Annotated in this window: 2 protein-coding genes and 1 pseudogene; 1 reads left to right on the top strand and 2 read right to left on the bottom strand. The window is 56.6% G+C overall.

Translation table 11 applies throughout. The features are described 5' to 3' along the window. Positions 1-182: pseudogene (locus tag EN925_RS27155) on the bottom strand (phosphomannomutase/phosphoglucomutase); the annotation flags it as partial. Positions 183-578: 396 nt separating this feature from the next. Between EN925_RS27155 and EN925_RS27150 the strand changes: the two are divergent. Next, the gene (locus EN925_RS27150) at positions 579-872 is read left to right on the top strand and encodes a hypothetical protein (protein WP_127218776.1); all 294 of its coding nucleotides are present in this window, start codon (positions 579-581) and stop codon (positions 870-872) included. Between the two features lie 358 nt (positions 873-1,230). Here the strand turns inward: EN925_RS27150 and EN925_RS27145 are convergent, their stop codons facing one another. Further along, entirely contained in the window at positions 1,231-2,868 is a 1,638-nt protein-coding gene (locus EN925_RS27145) for a hypothetical protein (RefSeq protein ID WP_244507007.1), read from the bottom strand. Positions 2,869-3,787 lie beyond the last annotated feature (919 nt).

Here is a 3,787-nt window from a genome sequence, read left to right as displayed (position 1 = left end):
CGGCGGATCAGCGTGCCAAGCCCCATTCCGAGCGCCTGGACGCCGATCAGGTTAAGTTCGGGCGCGACCTGGCCAAACCACCAGCGCGCATCATATTCCCTAAACCCGGACGCCTTTATCAGCGCCGAGGTTTCAAACTCGAACGTGTTGGGCCGGGCTTCGTCAACGAAATTCAGCGACAAGACAGGACACTCCGAACGACACAAATGCGGTTGTCGAGGCGGTAGCTTACCGGAACCGTTCTTCCGGCCTATCTATCAGTTTGGTTGATCCCTTTCACGACATGGAAAGCCGGCGAGCATCGTTGTCGGGCTATTTCCGCGGTGCCCTGCAAGCCCTGATGCCCGCAAAGATCCGATAATACCGCTGAATGTCGTGATGCCGCGATCTGATCGACGACCGTGCCGCGTTCCAACGTAGGCTGGATTGCGACTCCCAGGACCACCCATAAGGAGCGTTTCCTGGCGTTAATAAACCTTGTAATATTTTGTGATCGCCGCCATTCGAGTTCTCCACAGTCGCGTCCCATTGACCATCTGCGGTTGCTAGAATCCCCCAGGGGAATGCCTTAAGCAGCCGTGAGCAAGAAGCAAGTCTTCTGCTCTGACGAACGCACAGCTTTAAGCACGGGCGCAAAAATGCCGCTGTTTTTTTTCGATATCCGGGACGGCAAATCCCATTCTCCCGATACAGAGGGCACCCACTACGTTGGTGCGCTCGAGGCCCGGGTAGACGCGGTTAAAATGCTGGTCGCCATGGCACAGGACGAAGTTCAGGGCGGGTTACAAAGCAACCTTTCGGTGACTGTTTCTGACGAAAGTCGTCGGCCCGTTATGGAAGCAAATATCGATTGCAGCATAAAAGTCTTTTGACAAATTCCCGATAGCCCTGGACCTAGTTGGCTCCGTCGGGATGCAGCAAGCTTTGTGCAGCTGTCCTGGCCGCACTTGACTTACGGCAGCGGCTTCTGATCACTTTTATACCCCGAGACCACGTAAGCGGAGAAGGCCGCACGATGCTGCTGCACCTCCTCGATACAGCCACGCAAGCTTCGAATGCACATTGCCGGCAGCCCTTCTACTCGTTCGCAAGCGACCGCCGCGGTACTGTCGCACGCTCGATCGCGACGACCGTCCCTTATTCGACTTCGCTGCCGATATTGCACAGGACGGGGGCCTGGCACATCGCCAGGAACCTTTGCCACCGCGAAGCCAATTCGGCGGAACTGGATTACAGGACGTTGACGGTGGCGTGGCCCGGCGCCGGAACGCTTCGTTCCAAGGCGGCTACGCCGCGCCGAGCACGGGCTCTCGTGGCGCAAACAACTGCAAGTGCGATGAAGAAGAGGATGCCTGGATCAGCGCTGCCACCCGACACCGACATTGCAATTATGCTTGCAAGGGCAGCATTCCTGACGCTCGTCACGATTGCATCTGTCTCTGCATCCACCCGTTCCCGAACCGCGCCCAGGCCTCTGGTCACGACATAGAGCAGGGCCACTATCATCAGCGATCCAAACAGACCCAACTGCGACAGGACAGCGATCGGCCAACTCGATGCCCTTGAACTGCCGAAACCAACGCCCAGTCCGCTCGTATCGAGAAACGACTGCAGGCTCTTTACATTCCAATAAGTGCGCTCATGGCCTGACCCGGAATCCGCTTTGTTAATGATGGTGCTGTTGATCAGTCTGACGAACGGGTCCAACGCCTCGGCTTTGTAAAGACTAATGCCCAGTACGGCGGTCCCGCCCACCACCATGAGAGCTATTATCAGTATCTCTTCGCGCGCAACTTTTCCCCTGATGACCGACTGTAGCATGGACAACGCAACGGGGATGCATAGCAGTGTCAGCCCGACGTAAGCCGTCGATGAAGTCGACAGAATGGACAAGAAGAGCAGGATTCCGGCCAGCCATTTCGCAAGCGGTGATTTGGTCTTTCTCCAGTAGCTGTAGCAGAATGCCAGGCAGGCGAGAGAAACGCTGGCGAACGAAGAGGCCTCCGAAAAAGGCCCGGTGATCCGCACAAAGCCTGCCTCGACCGCGTTCGATATAATCGCGTAGTTGGCGGTTCTGATCGGGGCCAGAAAGTCTCCCGCCCCCGCGGTCTTGCCAATGAAATCGATCAGCCCCATTCCCGCGTGCAGGCCGCACCACAAAAAGAAGCCGCGCCTGATTTGATCGATCCGGTTGGAGTGCAGCAGCAGGGCGCAAAGTGCTATCGCGGCGAGGCCACCAAGAATAAAGTAGCCCGTCTGCGAAATGTTGGCTGAAACGGGCGCCAATGAATCTTCTACGACTGTTCCACGGTTCTTGGACTGCACGAATACGGTCGTCTGTCCCGCAAAGAACCTCGGAAACAGCCATGATCCGATGATTGCGTAAAGCATAAGGCTTGTAAGGACCCAGATCGACCCGATGCTTCCGAACACGAATCCAAGATCAAACCAGATACGCCGTCTCGCGGCGACGGCCGTGACGAGCAGGCCCGCGAATAAGGTGTAGATCAAGGGGGATGAGCCACCCAGAAAGCTCAGGGTCATCACGGCCGTCGCACCGAAAGCCTGGGAAGCGATCAAGCCAATGATCAGCATTCCCCTTGAATAGTACGCAACAAGCAAAATAGCCGCGCATACTAGCAGTCCCGGCAAAGACACCTGCATGCCGATCGAGTTCCCGGTGAGCGGATACAGCAAGCTGTCCGATGGCCAATCTTTCGGCAGGTGAGTATCCCCCGCAAGAGAGTCAAAGGGGGTAGCCTTCACCCGCGAAGGGAGGTAGCGGACGCGCTCGTCTCCATCGCCCTTGCCCTTGATGGTGAAGGCAGTGGCCGGCGCAAAATGCGATCCTGGGCTGAATGGCCGCATCTATGTCGGCACTAAGAAATGCGCGTGACGGACCGAAGGCTGGCAACGGGCGGGTTGTCTAGAATCCACCATAAGGAGGAGAGGCGATATGACACCCACGATGTATATCGCATGTTCGGACCCAAGCAGGGTCAGGCAATTCAAGGAAATCTACGAGTGCGCCACTGTGAAAGCCAAGTACCCTGACAGCCATATTGCCAGCAAAGCTGTCGAAAGACTGATCGACGCGCTGGAAGCCGAGATCCAGAATGCCGGATCCGTTCTGGATATGTGTTTGCTGACGGAGGATGGTCCTCAGGTGGCCACCTCAGCCCGAGCCTTCGCAACGCGTATCTGTGTCGGCACAAGCGCGGCGCGGCCGCCCTGGCTTCGCGTTTCCCGGTAGGCGTCGGGATTTCGTGGCTCAAAAATTTACCGAAAATTAACTTATGTTAGCGCCCGCTTGTGAATAGCCCATAAGCTACTCACGCTGTTCTGGCTGGGAATGAGGAACAGCGGGTGCACCAGGTTGGACAATTCCAGCCAGGCTCTCAGAACGGGTGGGCATTACTATACTTTCTGAAGAAACTGGCGAGTGAGGGGCTAATTGCCGCCTCAGGGCGAATTTTGTTGGGAAAAGGGTGGGTTAGAGTATGAGTTCCACAGTAGAACTGCATAAATACACTTCGGTAGAGCCGGCAGGAATTCCGTCCGGCGGAAAAGCAACGGTCCATGAACAAGTAGGCAGAGAATGCCTCCTCATCTTGGACGGAAGGGCGCTAGATCGCGAATGTCTGGCATCGGCCTTGGAAGACCACGAACTCGGCATGGCCGTCGAGGCCAAGGGTTCGATAGACGAATGGCGCGTGAAAGAGGGGATGATCCTTGCAGCCATTCTTTTCAACCTGGGCGGCCGGAAAGTCACCGACCATGGCATAGC

The sequence above is a fragment of the Mesorhizobium sp. M7A.F.Ca.US.006.04.2.1 genome (assembly GCF_004022915.1).
Classification (GTDB): Bacteria; Pseudomonadota; Alphaproteobacteria; order Rhizobiales; family Rhizobiaceae; genus Mesorhizobium; species Mesorhizobium ciceri.
The sequence above is the reverse complement of the archived record's forward strand: the minus strand, read 5'-3'. Positions and strand labels throughout refer to the sequence as shown.

Coding starts and splice junctions, on each gene's coding strand:
- EN925_RS27145 (WP_244507007.1), bottom strand. CDS start 2,868: ATGCGGCCATTCAGCCCAGGATCGCATTTTGCGCCGGCCACTGCCTTC.